We start from the raw sequence: 19,319 nt of genomic DNA on the forward strand, positions 1-19,319 counted from the left end.
CACCGGCCCCCTGCCGCTCTCCTTCGTCCAGGAGCGCGTCTGGCGTCTGGAGCAGTACCTGCCCGGCCTGTCCGCCTACACGATTCCCTTCGTCCTGCGCCTGGAGGGTCCCGCCGACGTCGCCACCCTGGAGCGCGCCATCCAGGAAGTCGTCCAACGTCACGAAGCCCTGCGCACGACCTACGACGCCGTGGACGGCAGGCCCGTGCAGCGCTTCCACCCCCACGTGCGCATCCCGCTTCCCCTCGTGCAGGTGGAAGGCACGCCCGAAGCGCGCGAGGAGGCCGCCCTCCAGTTCGCCCGCGAGGACGCCGCGCGGCCCTTCGACCTGGTGCATGGCCCCGTCCTTCGCACCACGCTCGTGCGCCTGCGCACGGACCTGCACCTGCTGGTCTGCGCCATCCACCACATCGTCTGCGACACGCTCTCCACGTCGCTCTTCCTCCAGGAGGTCGGGCAGCTCTACGCCGCCTTCCTCCAGGGCAGGCCCTCACCGCTCGCGCCCCTTCCGGTGCAGTACGCGGACTTCGGCGCGTGGCAGCGGGAGTCCCTGGCCGAAGCGCGTTTCCCCGAACAGGAGCAGTGGTGGCGGCAGCGACTGGCCGGCATGCCGCGCCAGTTGGGCATCCCCACCGACCGGCCCCGGCCCGCGAACTGTCCGCTCACCTCCGAGCGCATGGTGCTGGACTTCCCGCCCGCGCTCGCCGACGCGCTGGTCGCCTTCGGCAAGCGCGAGGGCTTCACGTCGTACATGACGGTGCTCGCCGCGTGGAACGCGCTCTTGCACCGGTACACAGGGCAGGCGGACCTCATCGTCGGCACGCCCATCGGCAACCGCACGCGGCCGGAGCTGCTGCCCCTCATCGGCTACGTTGCGCACTCGGCCGCATTTCGCACCCACGTCGGTGACGACCCGAGCTTCCGCGAGCTGCTGCACCGCGTGCGGCGCGAAGTCACCGACGTGCAGTCGCGCCCGGACGTTCCCTTCGAGCTGCTCGTCGAACAGCTCGTCCCCGGCAAGGACATCGGCCGGGACCGCATGGCCGACACCGTCTTCGTCTACCACTCCCGTCTGGAGATGGGCGGCGATGCGCTGGCGGCCGTCGGGGCCCGGGGCACCTTCGTCGAAGTGCCGGGCACGCCCGTGCAATGGGGCGCGACGCTGTCCGACCTGACGCTCATCCTCACCGAGGAACCCGGGCGCGTGCACGGTGCGCTGGAGTACGCGACGGAGCTGTTCGATGCCTCCACCGCGCGGCGCATGCTGGAGCACCTCCAGGTGCTGCTCGGCGCGGCGCTGGCCCGGCCCGAGTCCCCCCTCTCCCGCCTGCCGCTGGGCACGGAGAACGAACGCCGAGCGTGGCCCGAACCGCGGGCCCTTCCCCTCGCACCCTCGCTGCCCGCCCTCCTCCGTGAACAGGCGCGGCGTCAGCCGGACACCGTCGCCGTGAGCCAGGGAGAGCGGACCTGGACATGGACGGAGCTGGCAACCCGTGCGCGGCGGCTCGCCGCGCGGTTGCGGGAGCTGGGCCTTTCGCCGGGAGAACCCGTCGCGCTCTGCCTGCGTGCCTCGCCCGAGAAGCTGGCCGCGCTGTGGGGCGTGCTTGAAGCCGGGGGCGCTCCGGTGGCGCTCGGGCCCACGGATCTGGACTCACTGCCGACCTATGCCCTGGAAGGCCAGCCCGCGCCCCGCCTCGTCACCTGGCGGGGGCTCGTCACGTCCTCCCGGTTGGACGCGGCGCGGGTCCTTCAGGTTGAAGCGGTGTTGGACGACGCTTCGACAGCGGCGATGAACGGCGAGGAGCCCTCGCCCTCGCCGGACTCGCTGGCGTGGTTGCTGCCCATGGGCGCGGGCCAGCCCGCGTGGGCGCTGAAGCACGCTTCGTTGGCGGACTTCTTCGCCGGACTCGATGCGCGCCTTCGCCCGGCCCCGGGCACCACCTGGCTCGCCGCCTCCGAGCCCGCTCCCGAGAAGCCCGAACTCGAAGCCCTCTGGGCCCTCTCCCGCGGGCTGCGCGTCGTCTTCCCCTCCGAGGCCGTCACCTCGCGCCTCGCGCAGGGCCGCGAGGGTGCAGCTCCGTTGCAGATCAGCCTGTCCTACTTCGCCAACGACGAGGACTCGCTCACCGGGCCCAAGTACGAGCTGTTGATGGAGGGCGCGAAGTTCGCGGACGCGAATGGCTTCTCCGCCGTGTGGACGCCGGAGCGGCACTTCCACTCCTTTGGCGGCATCTACCCGCAGCCCGCCGTGGTCTCCGCCGCGCTCGCCGCCGTCACGAAGAACTTGCGCCTGCGCTCCGGCAGCGTCGTGCTGCCCCTGCATGATCCGCTGCTCGTCGCGGAGCAGTGGGCCGTCGTGGACAACCTCTCGCAGGGCCGCGTCGACGTGTCCGTGGCCACCGGCTGGCACGTCCAGGACTTCACCTTCGCGCCGCAGAACTACGCCGACCGCCGCAACATCCTCCTGCAGAACCTGAAGACGCTGCGGGCCCTCTGGCGCGGCGAGCGGCAGCGGCGTCCGGGCGGCAATGGCGTCACCGTGGAGGTGGGCCTGCGTCCGAAGCCGGTGCAGCAGGAGCTGCCGGTGTGGCTCACCGCCACCGCCAACCCGGAGACCTTCCGCCTCGCGGGAGAGCTGGGCGCGGGCGTCCTCACCGGCCTCTTCGCCCACTCGGTGGAGGAGCTGAAGCCCAAGGTGGCCCTCTACCGCGAGGCGTGGCGCCGCAATGGCCACCCCGGCCGGGGTCACATCACCTGCATGCTGCACACGTTCGTCGGTGACGACGAAGCGGAGGTCCTGCGGCAGGTCCGCAAGCCGCTGCTGGCCTACTTCCGGAGCTCCGCGGACATCACCGCGTCGCTGCTCGCGGCCCAGGGACATCAGGGCGAACTCAACAAGGTCTCGAAGGAGGACATCGACGCGCTGCTGGAGCACACCTTCGAGCACCACGCGAAGGGCACCGGCCTCATCGGCACGGTGGACAGTGGCCTCAAGCGGCTGCGCGACGTGCGCGCGGCGGACGTGGACGAGGTGACGTGCCTCATCGACTTCGGGCTGGAGACGTCCGTCGTCCTCCAGGGGCTCCGCCGGCTGGCCACGCTGCGCGAACTCCTGGTGGCCGACGAGGCCTCGCGACAGTCGCGCGTGCGGGGCGACCGGGACACGGGCGTCGGGGAGCTGCTTGCCCTCACCCGTCAGTCCGGCGCGGTGTTGGTGAACACCACCGCACGGCTGGCCCGCACGCTGGCGGACCTCCCTGGTGCGCACGAGTCCCTGGCCCCGGTGTCCGCATGGATGTTGGAGGGCGCGTCGACGGAGCTGGCCTCCGCGCTCCAGCGCGCCTCGGGCGGCACCGTGCTGCTCGCGGGAGAAGCCAGCGAAGGCGGCCTGCTGCCCCGGGCTACCGGAGAGAAGCTGCCCGCGGGGCTCCAGGCCTGGGTGCTGGACGCGGCGGGTGAACCCGTGCCCACGGGGGTCGTGGGGGAGCTGGCCCTCTCCGGCCCGGGCCTCCCCACGTCCTTCTGGAAGGCCCCCGAGGACGCGTCCCACCGCTGGGCACCGCACCCGCTGCGAGCCTCCGAGCGCCTCTACCGCACCGGCCGTCCCGTGCGCCTGCGCGCCGACGGGCACGTCGAGCCCGTGTCCCTGCCCGCCTTCAAGATCCCCGCGCCGCGCCCCGCGCCTGGCAGCACGCATCCCGAAGCGCAGCCCGCCACCGTGGACTCCGGAGCGAACCCGGTCATCCCGCGTGCGCCGCGCGGTGGGCCGTTGCCGCTGTCCTTCGCCCAGCAACGCCTGTGGTACCTCCAGCAGCTGGAGCCGGACAGCACCGCCTACAACAACGCGATCATCTTCCGGCTCACGGGCCCGCTGGATGCGCGGGCGCTGCAGACGGCGCTCGACGCGCTGGTGGAGCGCCACGAGGTCCTTCGCACCACGTACGCCCTCTCCAGCACGCACCCCGTGCAGCACATCCACCCCACCGGCACGCTGCCGATGGACAGGGAGGACGTCCCCGGGGACACGGCCGAAGCGCGCGAGGCCGCCATGCTGCGCCGCTGCCAGGAGTACACCGCGACGCCCTTCCGCCTGGACACGGGCCCCGTCGCCCGCGCCCTCCTGCTGCGGCTGGGCCCCGACGCGCACGTCCTCCACCTGCTCCTGCACCACGTCGTCTCCGATGCCTGGTGCGCGCTGGTCCTCAGTCGCGAGCTGCCCGTCCTCTACGCCTGCGCCAGCGCGGGCGTGCCGTCCGTCCTTCCGCCGCTGCCGGTGCAGTACGCCGACTACGCCGTCTGGCAGCGCGAGTGGCTGACAGGCCCGGTGCTGGAGGAACAGGCGCGCTGGTGGAAGGAGCTGCTCCAGGGGGCGCCGCCGTTGGAGCTGCCCACCGACCGGCCCCGTCCCGCCGTGCAGTCCTACGCGGGCGCGGCCCATCGCTTCCACCTGCCGCGCGAGGTGTCGGAGCCCCTGCTCGCCGTGGGGCGCCGCGAAGGCGCTACGTCGTTCATGGTGTTGATGGCGCTCTACCAGGCGCTGCTCTCCCGCTACTCCGGCCAGGACGACTTCGCGGTGGGCACCCCCATCGCCGGCCGCACGCGTCCCGAGGTGGAGGGCCTGCTGGGCTGCTTCGTCAACACGCTCGCCCTGCGCGCGAAGCTCGACGGTGCGCCGAGCTTCCGGGAGCTCATCGCCCGCGTGAAGCAGCAGGCCCTGGGTGGCTACGCACGGCAGGACATGCCCTTCGAGCGGCTGGTGGACGTGCTCCAGGCGCCGCGCGACCTGAGCCGCACGCCGGTCTTCCAGGCGATCCTCAACGTCATCAACGTCCCGGAGGCCCAGACGACGGAGGGACAGGGCCTGCGCATTGGCGGCGTGGACGTGCCGGTGACGACGTCCAAGTTCGACCTGACGCTGGAGGTCTGGGAGCAACGCGACGGGCTGCGCTGCCGCCTGGAGTACGCCACCGCCCTCTTCGACGAAGCGACGCTGGCCCGGATGGCGGAGCACCTGACGGCGCTGGCGAAGGCCGTCACCGCCGCGCCGGACGCACCGGTCGCGGGCCTGCCGCTGCTGTCCACCGAAGCGCGTGAGCAGGTGCTGCGCGGATGGAATGACACGCGCGTGGAGTTCCCGCGCGGCGCGAGCCTCCACCAGCTCTTCGAGGCCCAGGCTGAACGCACGCCGGACGCCATCGCGCTCCAGTTCGAGGCGCGGCGGCTCACGTATGGCCAGCTCGAAGCGCGCACCAACCAGCTCGCGCACCACCTGCGGGCCCGGGGCGTGGGGCCAGAGACGCTGGTGGGCGTGAGCCTGGAGCGCTCGCTGGAGATGGTCGTTGCCCTGCTGGGCGTCCTGAAGGCGGGGGCCGCCTACGTGCCACTGGATCCCTCCACGCCGGGCGAGCGACTCGCCGGGATGCTGGAAGACACCGCCGCTCCCGTCCTCCTCATCCAGGAGCGGTTCCGGAGCGCACTGCCTCCACACTCCGCGCACGTCGTCGCGCTGGACACGGAGTGGGACGCCATCGCGCGGCAGCCCGTCAGCCGTCCACGGGCGCTGGCCGGCGACGACGCGCTCGCGTACGTCATCTTCACCTCTGGCAGCACGGGGCGACCCAAGGGCGCGATGAACGCGCACGCGGGGGTCGTCAACCGCCTGCGCTGGATGCAGGCGCGGTACGGCCTGACGCCCGGCGACACGGTGTTGCAGAAGACGCCCTTCAGCTTCGATGTGTCCGTCTGGGAGTTCTTCTGGCCGTTGATGACGGGGGCGCGGCTCGTGCTGGCGAGGCCCGGAGGCCATCAGGAGCCGGACTACCTCACCGCGTTGATGGACCGCGAGGGCGTGACGACGGCGCACTTCGTGCCATCCATGCTGCGGGCCTTCGTGGAGGAGCCCGGACTGGAGCGCCTGACGCGACTGCGGCAGGTGATGTGCAGCGGCGAAGCCCTGCCCGCGGACCTGGTGCACAAAGCGCAGGCCCGCCTGCCCCACGCGGTGCTGCACAACCTCTACGGCCCCACCGAGGCCGCGGTGGACGTGACGTCCTGGGAGTGCCCGCGCGATGAAGCCCTGCGCGTCGTGCCCATCGGTCGTCCCGTGGCGAACACGCGGATGTACGTCCTGGATCGGAGGAACCAACCGGTGCCCGTGGGCATCCCGGGCGAGCTGTTCATCGGCGGCGTGCAGGTGGGTCGGGGCTACTGGCGCCGCCCCGCGCTCACTGCCGAACGCTTCGTTCCGGATGCGCACGGCGACACGCCTGGGGCGCGCCTCTACCGCACAGGCGACATCGCCCGGTGGCGCACCGACGGCACGCTGGAGTACCTGGGCCGCGCCGACTTCCAGGTGAAGCTGCGCGGCTTCCGCATCGAGTTGGGCGACATCGAAGCCGCGCTCCAGGCCTGGCCGGGAGTGCACGAGGCCGTGGCCGTCGTGCGTCAGGAGCACGCGGGAGATCCGCGCCTCGTCGCGTACGTCACGGTCGAAGGCACCGCGCCCGATACCACCGCCCTGCGCGCGTTCCTGCACACGCGGCTGCCCGAGTACATGGTGCCCTCCGCGCTGGTCACCCTGGAGGCCCTGCCCCTCACGTCCAGCGGCAAGGTGGACCGCAAGGCCCTGCCCGCCCCCGAGGCACACACCACCGTGAAGGGTGAGTCCATCGCACCGCGCGATGACACCGAGCGGGCGCTGGCGGAGATCTTCGCGCAGGTGCTCGGCGTCGAACGGGTCGGCGTCCAGGACAGCTTCTTCGAGCTGGGCGGCCATTCACTGCTCGCGACCCAGGTGGCGGCCCGCGTCCGTGCACGCTTCGGGCAAGAGCTGCCGCTGCGCACGCTCTTCGAGGCCCCAACGGTGGAGGCACTCTCCCGTCGTCTCGCGGGCAAGGCCGCTGCTACCTCCGAGCCGCAAGCCTCGACGGCCGCGGCACCTTCCGAGCATCGCTCCGGCGAGGCCACGCCCACCCCGGAGCTGGAGGCAGCGCCCGTGCCGGTCGCAGAGCCTTCATCCGTCGCGCGGCAACCGGTCTGGTTCGTGGGGCAGCAGGAGCCCGGCTGGCACCACCGGGTGGTGCGATACGCCGACACCACCGGCTGGCAGCGTGAGCAGTTCCCTTCCGCGCCCGAAGCCGCCAAGGCCGGGGTCCCAGCCTCCACGACCGTCCTCCCGCAGCCGCCCGCGAAGTCCGCCCGGGAGGCCACGAACACCGCCCATCCACCGGACGCTTCCGCCCTCACCCCGCTGACGCGCAGGGAGCGGCCGGAGGTGTTGCCGCTGTCGTTCGCCCAGCAGCGGCTGTGGTTCATCCACCAGCTTGGCGCCGTGGACGCGGCCTACCATGTCCCGTTGGCCCTGAAGCTGGAGGGCACGCTGGACCTCGTCGCGCTGCAACGGAGCTTCGATGCGCTGATGCGCCGTCACGAAGCCCTGCGCACCACGTTCCGCGCGCGTGAAGGCACCCCCGAACAAGTCATCCACCCCGCCCTCCCGCTGCCGGTGCGGCACGTGGACCTGACGGGCATCACCGACCCGGAGCAGCGTCGCGCGCAGGCCGCGAAGCTCGCCGTCGAGGAGACCCGCAGCCCGTTCGACCTGGAGCAGGGCCCCCTCATCCGCGCCCTCCTCTTGAAGCTGTCCCCCACCGAGCACGTGTTGGTCCTCAACCAGCACCACATCATCTCCGATGGCTGGTCCACCGGCGTCCTGGTGCGCGAGATGGGCACGCTCTACGCCACCCTCTCCCGGGGCCTCCCCTCGCCCCTGCCCGAACTCCCGGTGCAGTACGCCGACCACGCCCTGTGGCAGCGCGACTGGCTGCGCGGATCAGTGCTGGAGCACCAGCTCGGCTACTGGCGCCAGCAGCTCGAAGGCGCACCGTCCCACCTGGAGCTGCCCACGGATCATCCACGCCCGGCCCGACAGACCTTCCAGGGCGCGCTCATGCCGCTCGCGCTTCCCCGAGCATCAAGCGAGGCGCTGGAGGCCCTGGCGCGGCGCGAAGGCGTGACACCGTTCATGGTGCTGCTGGCGGCCTTCCAGGTGCTGCTGGGACGCTACGCCGGCCAGGACGACGTGCTCGTCGGCTCCCCCATCGCGGGCCGCCGCCACGCCGAGTCCGAAGCGCTCATCGGCTACTTCGCCAACACCGTCGTCCTGCGCACCCGCCTGCACCCCAACGACACCTTCCGCACGCTGCTCACGCGGGTGCGCGACACCACGCTGGGCGCCTACGAACACCAGGACCTCCCCTTCGAGAAGCTCGTCGAGGCCCTGCACCCCACCCGCGACCCAAGCCGCACGCCCTTCTTCCAGGTCACCTTCACGCTGCAGAACGCCCCCCTCCCGAAGCTGGAGCTGCCCGGCCTGTCGCTCCAGCCGATGAACGCCGATCCCGGGGCGATCCGCTTCGACCTGGAGTGGCTGCTGCACCGCTCCCCGGAAGGCTTCGCCGGAGGCATCAACTTCAACACCGCCCTGTTCGCACCGGCGACCGTGGCCCGCCTGGCCCGGCACCTGCGCGTGCTGCTCGACGCCGCGGTGGCCTCCCCCGCGACACCGGTCTCCCGCCTGCCGTGGCTCACCGCCGAGGAGCGCCGGCAGGTGCTGGAGTCCTGGAGCGGCACCAGCACCGAGTACCCGCGCGAAGCCTCCGTGTCCGCGCTGTTCACGGAGCAGGCCCACCGCACCCCCGACGCGATCGCGGTGAGGGCTCCCGGGAGCACCGGCGCCTTCCAACCAGACGCGCCGCGAGAACTCACCTACGCGGAGCTGGAGCGCCAGTCGAATCAGCTCGCGCACCACCTGCGACGCCTGGGCGTGCGCCCGGGGGATCGGGTGGCCTTGTGCGTGGAGCGCTCGCCGGAGCTCATCACCGGAATGCTCGGCATCCTCAAGGCCGGCGCGGCCTACGTGCCCGTGGAGGCGAAGGCCCCGACGGCGCGCACCACGTGGATCCTCCAGGAGGCGGGCGTCAGCGTGCTCGTCACTCAGGAGGCGCTGGCGGATGAGCTGCCGGCGGTGGCCGGCTTGCTGGTCCTCCTGGACGCGGAGGCGGACCTGCTCGCGAAGCAGCCCGTCACACCGCTCGATGTGCGGGTGCCGGCCGAAGCGCTGGCCTACGTGATGTTCACGTCGGGAAGCACCGGCCGCCCCAAGGGCGTCACCGTGCCCCACCGGGGCATCGTGCGACTGGTCAAGGGCGCCTCCTTCCTCCAGACCGGGCCCGGCGAGGTGTTCCTCCAGGTGGCCCCGGTCGCGTTCGATGCGTCCACGCTGGAGGTCTGGGGTCCGCTCCTCAACGGCGCGAAGCTCGTGCTGGCGCCGCCGACCGCGCTGTCCCTGTCGGAGCTGGCCACGCTGTTGACGGCCGAAGGCGTCACCACCCTGTGGCTCACCGCCGCGCTGTTCGAACAGATGGTCCTGCACGAAGGCGCCTCCCTTTCGCGCGTGCGACGGGTGCTGGCGGGCGGTGACGTGCTGCCCGTGCCACGCGTGCGCGAGCACCTGGCGCGGATGGCGCCAGACGCCGTGCTCCTCAACGGCTACGGCCCCACGGAGAACACCACCTTCTCCGCCACGCACACGCTGCGCGCCGGGGACACCGTGGAGGGCACCGTGCCCATTGGCCGGCCCCTGTCCAACTCCACCGCGTGGGTGTTGGACGCCGCGCTCGAGCCCACGCCACCGGGCGTCCCCGGAGAGCTGTACGTCGGAGGCGACGGCCTCGCCTGGGGCTACCTCCAGCGGCCCGACCTCACCGCCGAGCGTTTCACCCCCCATCCCTTCGCCACCCGGCCGGGCTCCCGCCTGTACCGCACCGGCGACCGGGCCCGCTGGCGCGAGGACGGGACGCTGGAGTTCCTGGGCCGCACCGACTTCCAGGTGAAGATCCGCGGCTTCCGCATCGAGCCCGGCGAAGTGGAGGCCGTGCTGCGCCAGTCCCCCGACGTCCGCGAAGCGGTGGTGCTGGCGCGCGAGGACGTGCCCGGGGAGAAACGGCTCGTCGCCTACGTCGTGGGCACGCAAGCCGGCCCCGGCACCACCGACCGAGTGAGGGCGTTCGCACGGCAGCAGCTTCCCGACCCGCTGGTGCCCTCCGCGTGGGTGGAGCTGCCAGCCCTGCCGCTGTCCCCGAACGGCAAGGTGGACCGCAAGGCCCTGCCCCAGCCCGAAGCGGCCAGCACGGACGCAACGGCGCGCGAGGCGCCCCGCGATGCAGTGGAAGCACGGCTCTCAAGCATCTGGGCGGAGGTGCTGCGCCTGGACCCGGAGACGGTGGGCATCCACGACGACTTCTTTGAACGGGGAGGCCATTCGCTCCTCGCCACGCAGGTGGTGTCGCGGATCCGCCGGGTGTTCGGAGTGGAGTTGCCCCTGGGTGAGCTGTTCAACGCGCCCACCGTGGCCGCGCTCGCAGCCCGTCTCTCCACCTTCGCGAGCACGTCCCAGGTGCCGCCACCCCTTACGCGCGGGCCCCGGCCCACCGCCCTGCCGCTGTCGTTCGCGCAGCAGCGGCTGTGGTTCATCGATCAGTTGGAGCCGGGCAGCAGCCTCTACAACATGCCCTTCGCCCTGACGCTCCTCGGGACGCTGGACGAGGACGCGCTGCGAGGCAGCCTGGATGCGCTGATGGCGCGACACGAAGTACTGCGCACCACCTTCCGCCTGGAAGGCGGCCAGCCCGTGCAACACCTCCACGACCAGGCCCAGGTGCCCCTGGAGCGCGTGGACCTCACCGGGCTGGAGGACGCCGGAGAGCGTCAGCGGGAGGCGGAGCGACTCGCGACGGCCGAATCCCAGCGCCCGTTCGACCTGGCGCGAGGGCCGGTGATCCGCGCCCTGCTGCTGAAGCTCGCCACGCAGGAGCACGTGCTGGTGCTCCACCTGCACCACATCGTGTCCGACGGCTGGTCCCTGGGCGTGCTCGCCCGGGAGCTCACCGCCTTCTACGAAGCCCTCCGCGAGGGACGCACGCCCATGCTCCCGGAGCTGCCCGTGCAGTACGCCGACTTCGCCCTCTGGCAGCGCGGCTGGCTCCAGGGCGAGGCGCTGGACGCCCAGCTCGCATGGTGGAGGCAGCAGCTTGAAGGCGCGCCCCGCGCCCTGGAGCTACCCACCGACAAGCCCCGGCCCGCCATCTCCACGCAGCGCGGTGACACCGTGCCGGTGCACCTGCCGCAAGAGCTGGCGGAGCAGGTGGAGGCCCTGGCCCGGCGCGAGGGTGCGACGGCCTTCATGGTGCTGCTCGCGGCCTTCCAGACCGTGCTGCACCGCTACTGCGGACAGGACGACGTGCTGGTGGGCTCGCCCATCGCGAACCGCCGCCATGCGGAGACCGAGGGGCTCATCGGCTTCTTCGTCAACACGCTGGTCCTGCGCGGAAGCTTCGGGGCCCGGACGACGTTCCGGGAACTCCTGGCCCAGGTGCGCGCCAACACGCTGGGCGCCTACGAACACCAGGACGTGCCCTTCGAGCGGCTGGTGGAGGCGCTGCAACCGACGCGCGACCTGGGCCGCATGCCGCTCTTCCAGGTGATGTTCGCGCTCCAGAACGCGCCGGTGCCGGAGCTGTCGGTGCCCGGGCTCACGTTCCGCCCGGCGCGCATCGACGGCCGCGCCACGTCCCAGTTCGACCTGAGCCTGGACCTGCACCGTGAGGAGGACGGGTTCCGGGGGACGCTCGAATACGCCACGGACCTGTTCGAGCGTTCGACCCCCACGCGGCTCGTCGCCCACCTGCACGTGCTGCTCACGGCCGCGCTCGCCCGACCCGAAGCGCCCCTGAGGGAGCTGTCCCTCGTCACGCTGGAGGAGCGGGCGCATCTGCTCGAACTCGGGAGCGGCGGCGTCACGGACTTCGACCGCGAAGGCACCGTGCACGGACGCATCGAGCAACAGGCAACCCGCACCCCGGAGGCGGACGCCGTGGTCTTCGGGGAGACGACGCTCTCCTTCCAGGAACTCAACGCGCGCGCCAACCAGCTCGCCTGGGAGCTGCGGGCCCGGGGCGTGGGACCCGAGGTGCCCGTGGGCCTGTGCCTGGAGCGCTCGGCGGAGCTCATCGTCGCGCTGCTGGCGGTGCTCAAGGCGGGTGGCGCTTTCGTCCCGCTGGATCCGAACGCGCCCGCCACGCGCCGGTCGCTGCTCCTGCGCGACTGCGGTGCCCGCGTGCTGGTGACCTCGCAAGCCCTCGCGGAGGCATGGGTTCCGGACGTCGCCCACGTCGTGCGGCTCGATGCCGAACAGGGGCGGCTGTCCACGCTGTCCCGGGAGAATCCCCCTCCGGCGGCGCTCGCTGGAAACCTGGCGTACGTCATCTACACCTCCGGCTCCACGGGCCTGCCCAAGGGCGTGATGGTGCGGCACCGCTCAGTGCTCCACCTGCACCGCGCACTGACGCGGACCCTCTACGCGGGCCTGGAGCAGGGCCAGCGCGTCACGGTCAACGCGCCGCTCTACTTCGACGCATCCATCGAACAGGTCCTCCAGCTCCTGGATGGCCACTGCCTGTACGTCGTCCCCGAGGACGTGCGCCTGGATCCGGAGCGGATGCTCGCGTGGTTGGAGGCGACGCGGGTGGACGTGCTGGACTGCACGCCCGGACAGCTCAAGTCCCTGCTGGAGGCCGGGCTGTTGGAGCGCGCGCACGTGCCGTCGGTGCTGAGCGTGGGCGGCGAGGCGATGGACGAGGTGCTCTGGAGGCAGCTCGCCCGCACGTCGCGCACCCGGGCCTTCAACGCCTATGGCCCCACCGAGTGCACCGTCGACGCCACCGTCTGGAACGTCCAGGGCACGTCCCTCGAGCAGCCCGTCATCGGGCGTCCGCTCGACAACCTGCGGGCCTACGTCCTCGACGCGCGTCAGGACTTGGTGCCCTTCGGCCTGCCGGGAGAGCTGTGCTTCGCGGGCGAGGGCCTGGCGCGGGGCTACCTGGGCCGTCCGCACCTGACGGCGGAGCGCTTCCTCCCGGATCCGTTCAATCCCGAGCCCGGTGCGCGCCTGTACCGCACGGGGGACAAGGCGCGTTGGCGCGAGGACGGCACGCTCGACTTCATGGGCCGCCTGGACTTCCAGGTGAAGCTGCGCGGCCACCGCATCGAGCTGGGCGAAATCGAAGCCACCCTGCGCACGCATCCGGGCCTCCGGGACGCGGTCGTCCTCGTCCGCGAGGATGTTCCTGGAGATGCACGGCTGGTGGCGTACGTCACGCCGGAGCAGGACACGGCCCCGCTGCGCGAACACCTGCGCAACCACCTGCCCGCGTACATGGTGCCCACGGCCTTCGTCGCCCTGCCCGTCCTGCCCCTGACGCCCAACGCCAAGGTGGACCGCAAGGCCCTTCCCGCCCCGGAGGTCTCGCACCTCGCCGCGAGCCCCTACGAAGCCCCGGCCACGCCCACCGAGGAGCGCCTCGCGGCCCTCTGGGCTGAGCTGCTGCGCGTGCCCACCGTGGGACGCCACGACAACTTCTTCGCACTCGGCGGTCACTCACTCCTGGCCACGCAGGTGGTGGCCCGGGTGCGGGCCCGCTTCGGCGTGGAGCTGCCAGTCCGCGCCCTCTTCGAGTCGCCCACCGTGGCGGCCCTGGCGCGGCGGTTGCCGGACGCCGCGACCACCACCGCCCTGCCGCCCCTGACGCGGGCGAACAGGGAGGGCCCGCTGCCGCTGTCGTTCGCGCAGCAGCGGCTGTGGTTCATCGACCAGCTGGAGCCGGGCAGCAGCCTCTACAACCTGCCCTTCGCGCTGCGCCTGTCCGGCACGGTGGAGCCAGGCGCCCTCCAGCGGGCCTTCGACGCGCTGGTGCAGCGTCATGAAGTCCTGCGCACCACGTACGAGGCCCGGGACGGAGAGCCCCGCCAGCGCATCCACCCGGCCCTGACCGGGACGTTGAGCACGGAGGACCTGGGCCACCTGCCCGGGGAAGCCCGCGAAGCCGAAGCCCGCCGACGCGCGGACGAGGAGTCACTGCGGCCCTTCGACCTGGGCACCGGGCCGCTGGCGCGCTTCACGCTCCTGAAGCTGGAGGAGCGTGAGCACCTGCTCCTCATGAACCTGCACCACACCGTGTCCGACGGCTGGTCCTTCGGCGTGCTGGTGCGCGAGCTGGTCGCGCTCTACGAGGCCTTCCGCCAGGGCCAGCCCGCCCCCCTGCCCGAGCTGCCCGTGCAGTACGCGGACTACGCCGTCTGGCAGCGGGCGTGGCTGGAAGGCGGGGTGCTGGAGGCCCAGCTCGACTGGTGGCGGCACCAGCTGGCCGGAGCCCCGCGCACGCTGGCCCTGCCCACCGACCGGCCGCGTCCGGAGAAGCGCTCGGCCCGGGGTGCAACCCTGCCGGTGCACCTGTCTCCGGCCGTGAGCGACGCGGTGGAGGCGCTGGCGAAGCGCGAGGGCGCAACGCCCTTCATGGTGTTGCTGGCCGCGTTCCAGACGCTGCTGTCCCGGTACGCGGGGCAGGAGGACGTGCTGGTGGGAACGCCCATCGCGGGCCGGCGCCACGCGGAGACCGAGGGCCTCATCGGCTTCTTCGTGAACACGCTGGTCCTGCGCGCCCGCTTCGACGCGGGCACGTCGTTCCAGAAGGTGCTCGCCCAGGTGCGCACCAACACGCTGGGCGCCTACGAACACCAGGACCTGCCCTTCGAACGGCTGGTGGAAGCGCTCCAGCCGGAGCGGGACCTGGGACGCACCCCGCTCTTCCAGGCCCTCTTCGCGCTGCACAACACCCCCGAGTCGGAGGTGGGCCTCCCCGGCCTGACGCTGAAGGCGCTGGAGGTGACCTCCACCACGGCGAAGTTCGATCTGGACCTCGCGCTGACGCGCCTGCCCGACGGCTTCCAGGGCGCGCTCTGCTACAGCACGGACCTCTTCGATGCCGCCACGGTGCGGCACCTGATGGAGCAATGGCACGCGCTGCTGGAGGGCGTCCTCGCCAGGCCGGACGCGCCCCTGGACCTGGGCCCCCTGCTGAGCGCCGAGGCCCTGGGCCGCAAGGTGCTCCCGGAGAAGCCCCGGAGCCTGGACGCCGGCCCCCCCGCCACCGTCATCGCGCCACGCGACGCGCTGGAGCGGGAGTTGGTGGAGCTCTGGGAGGCGCTGCTGGGCAGGCGGCCCATCGGGGTGACGCAGCCGTTCTTCGACCTGGGGGGACACTCGCTGCTCGCCGCGAAGCTGATGGCGCGCATCCGCGAGCGGCTCCACCGCGAGCTGCCCCTGGCCGCGCTGTTCCAGGCGCCCACGGTGGAGCAGCTGGCCCGGCTGCTGCGGCAGGCCCCCACGGCCTTCTCGCCGCTGGTGCCCATCCAGCCCCACGGCACGCAGCGGCCCTTCTTCTGCGTCCATCCGGTGGGAGGCAACGTGCTGGCGTACGCGGAGCTGGCGAAGCAGCTCGGTCCGGACCAGCCCTTCCATGGACTCCAGTCCCAGGGGCTCGACGGAACCCGTCCGCCGTTGGACACAGTGGAGGCGATGGCGGCGCTCTACGTGGACGCCCTCCGCGCGGTGCAGCCGCGGGGCCCCTACCGGTTGGGAGGCTGGTCCATGGGCGGCGTGGTGGCCTACGAGATGGCCCGCCAGCTCCAGGCCCGGGGAGAGGCGGTGGAGCTGCTGGCCCTCATCGACCCCAGCCCGGCGAAGGACGACCGGGTGCCGTTCGACGTGGGCGACGCGGGTCAGGTCGCGTCCCTGTTCGAACTCGACCAGGGACAGCTCGCGGCGCCGGAAGCCGAAGGCCCCCAGGGACGCACGCTCCTCCAGGTGTTCACCCACAACCTGCGCGCGCTGAAGCACTACCGCCCCGGACCGCTCACTGGCCGCGTCCTGCTGCTGCAAGCGAGCGAAGCGCCCGCACCCGAGGGCCCCGGCGATGAAGGCTGGGGCGCGCTCATCACCGGGCCGCTGGTGCGCGAGACGCTTCCGGGCAACCACTACACGCTGCTGCGCGCCCCGAACGTCCAGGCCCTCGCGAAGCGACTGGAGGCGGCGCTCCGGTCGCTCGCGCCCGAGCCCACCTGGAGCGTGTCCGCGAAATAGTCGCTCAACAATCCGGTGCGGTACAGGGATGCGCTTCCTCCCTGGACGCGGACGCGTCCACGAGTGACGCGTGAGGCGGGCCTGCCCGGAGGACGCGCGTTGGGCTTCGTGCGGGCACGACTCTGGTCTGCTGCTTGCAGTTACTCGGGAAAACCAGGAGAGCCAACATGCCCTTGCTTCCGAACCTCCCCACCAAGGCCCAGGTCATCGCGCTGACGCGCGCGATTCGCAATCGCATGGATGGCTCGATCGCTCGCGCCGACTTGTTCGGGACCATCGAGGACTTCTGGGCGGACTACCTGGAGATTCGGGGCGAGCGTTACCGCCGGCGGCAGGAGTCGCTCTGCCTCGTCGAGCACAGCGTCTATGAGTTCCTCACGGCGAACCCCCAGTTGGCGCGCTCCGGGAATGTCGGGCACGCGGTGTTCATCAACCTGCTCATGTTCCTGCAAGTCATCCAGGCGGAGCACACGGCGGTCATCCAGGAGGTGATGCCGGAGCCTCAGGTCTACGCCATGGATGCCGACGACATGGTGACCGGCCTGGCCTGGCGGGCGCTCAAGGGGGGCAACAGGGCCATCGAGGTCCTCGACACCGACCATGTCGTCGCCCAGCCGATTCGTCAGGCGCCCCGGCGTATCGAGGGCTTCCGCGTGACGGTCCTGGCGGCCTTCGCGCGCATGTTGTCCACCGCAGGGGGCCGCAGCCTCGTCACCCAACTCCTGGCGCAGGGCAAGAAGGTGAAGATCATTCCCAGGACCCAGTCCACCGTCCTGTCGGCGCAGGCCCTCCGTCAGGGGCTGCTCGAACTCAACCGAAGGTGTGGCATGCCCATCCCGGAGAACGTGTCCAGCGGCGACCTCGGCCCCGCCGTGACGGGGGTCTTCTCGGAGGCGGGGACGATTCAGGGCATGGCCCGGGCCATGGGCAGCGCGAAGGCCAACATCGACATCATCACCGGAACCGAGCTCCCGAGGCTCCCGGACTCCGGCAGCGGCTCCATCATTGCCATCGACCCGAGAATCTCGGACGCGTCATTCGTCGCGTTCGACGGCCTGAAGAATCCCCTGGCCACGCCGCTGTTCCTGACCATCGCCCACGAGCTCATCCACGCCCTGCACAACGCCCATGGAACGTCCCGCGGCCAGTTCCCCCTGTGCGACTACAGCAACCGGGAGGAGTACGAGACCATCCGCGGGACGGACCTCTCGGAGAACACCCTGCGCGCCGAGCACCGCCTGGGCGTCCGCTTCGGACACTCGGGCGAATTCGCCCAGGACCTTCTGCGCTACCTGCGTCTGCACCCGCAGGAGGTCATCGATGAGCGGCGCGCGCTGAAGTACGGCTGAGGTGAATCCGGGACGACCCGAGCACTCCGTGGCGCAGCCCGCCGCCGCGCTGGCGCGCAGGAAGGCCGGGGCCGGCGACTCCTGGAGTCTCCGAGAGCCGCCGGCCTGGCTCATCGAATCGTTGAGGGACGAGCGTGCCGTGGATGATTGCGGCTGCCGGGTCTGCTGTTGGGATGGCAATCGTCAAACGAGAACCGTGAGCTTCAATTCAAGCCTGGGAACTCATTGCAGGTTGGCGGGGCCATGGAAGTTGATTTACAGCCTCTACCCTGACATTTGTTAGAGGCTGTTATTTCCGCAGGCGCGAGGCACACAGCGCTGCCGTCGAGTACGAAGTGCGCACCTGGATGGCCTGGCACCGGCACATGACGCTGTGCTTGGTGGCGCAGGTCTATCTCGCCGCAGCGCTCCATGGCCAACCTTCCGCCCCAGGAGGATATGCCCCCAAAAGCGCCCGGCCTGCCGAGGCGAAGAAACCCCATGCGCGCGTTTCTTGCTCGGCGCGGCCTTCATTGACAGCCCTCGTCCGCTACTCCGTCCAGGAAGTGCGGGGACTCCTGGTGGCGTTGCTGCGGCGTGCGGTCGCTCCGCTCGCGCACGTCCTCGCGTGGAGTCGCTGGCGGCGCCACCACCAAGCCGTTGCCATGCGGTGTCACTACCGGGCCCGAGGGGCGCGGCTCAAACTACAGCTGTAGGACTACTCGCGGGTGATGCCCGATCGGCTCACCGTCCGCGATAGCCGGGGGCTCCGTCATGCTCGCGGTGTCCTCTCCTTCATCCGCTCCTTCCTTGCCGCTGCCTCAAGCCCCGCGCTCGCCTCCTCCGCACCTGCTTGAGGGAGCAGGGGCCTCAGCCCGGCCGCACCGAATCAGTTGGGATCGCTTGCTCAAGCGCGTGTTCGACATCGACATGCAGCAGTGCCCGAACTGCGGCGGCGAGATGAAGTTCATCGCCGCCATCCTGGAGCGGCCGGTGATCGAGGAGATCCTCACGCACCTGGGCTGGAGCCGCAGCCGCTGCCCACGGACCCGGCGCGCGAGCCGGGGCCGCACTGCGGCTGGGGCAAGCGCTGCGCGTCGTGTCGGCACGACGCTGTCGACATCAGGGGCAACCCTGATACGGAGGCCGATGGCGCGGCCTGTGAACGGTCCAGGACCTGCCGACCCAGCACAACGCAGCGGTCGAGCCGCCCAGATCGAGGTACTTCAGGCCACCTCAGGACAACTTTGGGGCCAGTCTCGTGCCGTGTGCCGCGGGTGCGCCTCGATGCGGAGGCATCACTTCCGGTTCGCGCAGAAAGCGGCGTCGAAGGTTCCCGACAAACCCGTCGTCGTTGCGTCTGACCTTCCCTGGACCTGGACATTGAAGCTTCCAACGAGGCGGTCCGTCGTAGCGGTCGTCAGGTTGATGCTTCCGCTGGTGGCCACCCCGAGGGTCTGCGTCCCTCCGTCCATGAGGCGCTGCTGGACCTGGACGAACCCAGGGCCGGTGGCGTTGCCGACCTCGAAGGTCCCTGCCGCGGGCGGGCCAATGACCGAGACCGTCACGAAGCGGGACGGTGGCAGGTCGTAGCCGGCGTCCGCGGGTGCCGTGCAGAGCCCGGAGAGGTCGCTGTCGGCCAGCAGGGCAATCGAGAAAGAGGTCCCGCCGTCGGGGCCGCGCGGCAGGAGTTCGCCGGTCCAGGTCACCGGGAAGGCCTTGTCGCCCTGCAAGGATCCCACGCTCTCTGCCTGCTCCGACTTTGATCCACAGGCAGGAAGGAAGAGCAATCCGATAATGGAAAGGAGGTTGAGGCGCATGGGGTGTCCTTGATGAGCGGGCCTGGCATGCTGGAGATCTTCGCAAGCCCCTCATCCTATGGCGCGCATCGTGGGAATTCAGCCCGGCCACGGAGACGCATAAGAGGGATGGGGGCCCTGTTGAGGGGGAGGGAC

General features: G+C 71.3%; 3 protein-coding genes. 2 read left to right on the forward strand and 1 reads right to left on the reverse strand.

What is annotated here, in order from left to right; genetic code table 11:
- Both D7X74_RS44385 and D7X74_RS25990 read left to right on the forward strand, forming a co-directional pair.
- A partial coding sequence (locus D7X74_RS44385) for a non-ribosomal peptide synthetase (protein ID WP_233602254.1) occupies positions 1-16,036 on the forward strand: 16,036 nt, incomplete at its 5' end.
- A gap of 167 nt (positions 16,037-16,203) precedes the next feature.
- On the forward strand, positions 16,204-17,385 hold the full coding sequence (locus D7X74_RS25990) for a hypothetical protein (protein ID WP_120535692.1): 1,182 nt from the start codon (positions 16,204-16,206) through the stop codon (positions 17,383-17,385).
- Between the two features lie 1,277 nt (positions 17,386-18,662).
- On the opposite strand, the gene D7X74_RS25995 is transcribed toward D7X74_RS25990, so the two are convergent.
- The gene (locus tag D7X74_RS25995) at positions 18,663-19,184 is read right to left on the reverse strand and encodes a hypothetical protein (protein WP_120535693.1); all 522 of its coding nucleotides are present in this window, start codon (positions 19,182-19,184) and stop codon (positions 18,663-18,665) included.
- Between the last annotated feature and the right edge of the window lie 135 nt (positions 19,185-19,319).

Origin of the sequence: Corallococcus sp. CA047B (assembly GCF_003612065.1) — a bacterium.
GTDB classification, from domain to species: Bacteria; Myxococcota; Myxococcia; order Myxococcales; family Myxococcaceae; genus Corallococcus; species Corallococcus praedator.